This is a genomic window from Shewanella sp. SG41-4 (genome assembly GCF_014164505.1).
GTDB lineage: Bacteria > Pseudomonadota > Gammaproteobacteria > Enterobacterales > Shewanellaceae > Shewanella.
Window position 1 is genome coordinate 1 of sequence record NZ_JACJFI010000388.1, and the last position, 2,805, is coordinate 2,805.

Genomic DNA, 2,805 nt, shown 5'->3' on the forward strand with positions numbered 1-2,805 from the left:
CATCATAGCGGTTAAAAACGCATACCAAGGTCCCAATAAAACCGCAGCAATCACAGTTACTGTATTACCTAATACAAATTGCACGTTGGCAAAAAATTGTATCGGATAACAATTTATCAGCAGCCCGGCCACTCCCAAGATAATCGAGAATAAAAGGTGTTGTTGATTAATACGTGGCAACGTCAAAAAAAATATCCTTATTATCTGTATTCTAAAAAGATTTATTCCTATCTAAGTACTTATCTCAGGAAATAGAGCAGAATTCAACGCAAACGATGAATTTTTTACTGGAAATTATTCCTATTTATCTTTTGTGATACAGATCTCATACTTTTAATGGCGAAATCTTGTTCGACCTTGGTCTAATTAAATTGAAAAGACAACAAGTGTATTTCAATTTTAATTCTATATTATGCTGATTTATATGGGTTTTTAATTTGCACGTTAACATTAGTTAATCAAGTACGACTAAGGTCTTGATTGTGGTAGCCCCCTGAGTTGCTAAATTAACAATGGCTTTACAAAAAATAACTTAGGGGAGTCGCAATGAGTTTTGAAAATAACGATAAGGCAGCGGGTTACTGGCGTGAGAATTTACGCTTAGTACTTAGCTTGCTTGCAATTTGGGCTGCAGTATCATTTGGCTGCGGTATTCTATTAGTAGATGTGTTAAACGAAATTACCTTTATGGGATTCAAACTGGGTTTCTGGTTTGCGCAGCAGGGTGCAATGTATGTATTCGTGGCGCTGATTTTTGTTTATGTAGCGAAAGCTAATACATTAGACAAAAAATACAATGTTCAGGAAGACTAAGGAGCACTAAAAATGGATGTTCAAACACTCACATATATAATTGTCGGCGCGACTTTTGCGCTGTACATCGGGATCGCCATTTGGTCTCGAGCGGGTTCAACCAAAGAGTTTTATGTAGCAGGTGGTGGCGTTCACCCTGTTATGAATGGTATGGCAACTGCAGCCGACTGGATGTCAGCAGCATCGTTTATTTCATTAGCCGGTATTGTGTCTTTTACCGGTTATGATGGCTCAGTTTACCTTATGGGTTGGACTGGCGGTTATGTGCTATTAGCCTTATGTATGGCACCTTATTTACGTAAATTTGGTAAGTTTACGGTTCCCGACTTTATTGGTGATCGTTACTACTCTCAGACTGCACGAACTGTCGCAGTTATTTGTGCCATCTTTATTTGTTTCACCTACATTGCAGGTCAAATGCGTGGTGTTGGCGTGGTGTTCTCTCGCTTCTTGGAAGTAGAAGTGGAGACCGGCGTTTATATCGGTATGGCGGTGGTCTTCTTCTACGCTGTATTAGGCGGAATGAAAGGGATTACATACACACAGGTTGCGCAATATTGTGTGCTTATTTTTGCCTTTATGGTTCCTGCTATCTTTATATCAGTAATGATGACAGGTCATATTTTACCGCAAATCGGTTTTGGTGCTGAGTTAATCGATGCTGCAGGTAATGGTACGGGGGTATACTTACTCGATAAGCTCGATGGATTATCGGCAGAACTCGGGTTCTCCCAATATACCGAAGGCTCAAAATCGATGATTGATGTGTTCTTCATTACTGGTGCATTAATGTTCGGTACAGCGGGCTTACCACATGTGATTGTACGTTTCTTTACTGTTCCTAAAGTAAAAGATGCACGTATTTCTGCGGGTTGGGCATTAGTGTTCATCGCTATTATGTATACTACTATTCCTGCATTATCTGCTTTCTCTCGCGTTAATATGATTGAAACCATCAATGGACCAGAATCAACTGGCGTGCCTTATGAAACAGCGCCAACGTGGATTAAAAACTGGGAAAAAACCGGTTTAATTACATGGGATGATAAGAACAACGATGGCAAGATTTTTTACACCAATGGTGAAAAAAATGAGATGAACATTGACCGAGATATTATGGTTCTTGCCACGCCTGAAATTGCTAATCTTCCAGCATGGGTTATTGCATTAGTTGCCGCGGGTGGTTTAGCCGCAGCCTTGTCTACCTCTGCAGGTTTATTACTGGTAATTTCAACATCTGTGTCGCACGATTTACTCAAGAAAAATCTAATGCCGGATATTTCGGATCAGAAAGAGTTAATGTATGCACGAATAGCCGCTGGTTTCGGGGTTGTTATGGCGGGTTACTTTGGTATTAATCCACCTGGATTCGTAGCAGCGGTGGTGGCCATTGCATTTGGTCTCGCAGCAGCGTCGTTATTCCCGGCTATTATCATGGGTATTTTCTCTAGAACTATGAATAGAGAAGGTGCTATTTCGGGCATGGTGATTGGCTTATTATTTACTGCTAGTTATATTGCCTACTTCAAGTTTATCAATCCGGCGGCTAATTCATCTGAAAATTGGTTGTTTGGTATTTCACCTGAAGGTATTGGTATGGTGGGAATGATGGTTAACTTTGGTGTCGCTTTTGCTGTCAGTAAAGTTACTGCTAAAATTCCTGATGAAATAGTCGCAATGGTTGAGTCTATTCGTTTCCCTAAAGGGTCAGGCGAAGCTCACGATCATTAAACTGCTATAAACTACACTGTTTAAAAAGAGCGCTTAGGCGTAATGCCGATCAGTTAAGCGGTAAAACGAGAAAATTTAACTGATCGGTTGACCGATCTTTCTAGTCTGCGAAAATCCGATAATCTTTATTATCGGATTTTTTTTATGGAACTTTCAGAAGCCCTTGCTCGCACCTCAATTAATCGCCTAACTGAGTTTTCATCTCTCGCTGATGTTCTAGAGCCCGATATTATTCAATCTTGCCTTGATTCAAATGGCGTG

The 2,805-nt window shown here is 40.3% G+C and carries 3 protein-coding genes; 2 read left to right on the forward strand and 1 reads right to left on the reverse strand.

Annotated features, from left to right (window positions below; translation table 11 throughout):
- Positions 1–186: hypothetical protein (locus tag H5202_RS24040; RefSeq protein ID WP_220493943.1), on the reverse strand; the 186-nt coding region annotated here is incomplete at its 3' end.
- A 360-nt stretch (positions 187–546) separates the two neighbouring features.
- On the opposite strand from H5202_RS24040, the gene H5202_RS20010 reads away from it, so the two are divergent.
- Both H5202_RS20010 and H5202_RS20015 read left to right on the forward strand, forming a co-directional pair.
- Complete coding sequence (locus H5202_RS20010) at positions 547–813, forward strand: DUF4212 domain-containing protein (protein WP_011637017.1); 267 nt, start codon at positions 547–549, stop codon at positions 811–813.
- 12 nt (positions 814–825) lie between these two features.
- Positions 826–2,544, forward strand: a complete 1,719-nt coding sequence (locus H5202_RS20015; protein ID WP_182773612.1) for a sodium:solute symporter family protein — start codon at positions 826–828, stop codon at positions 2,542–2,544.
- Positions 2,545–2,805: the final 261 nt, after the last annotated feature.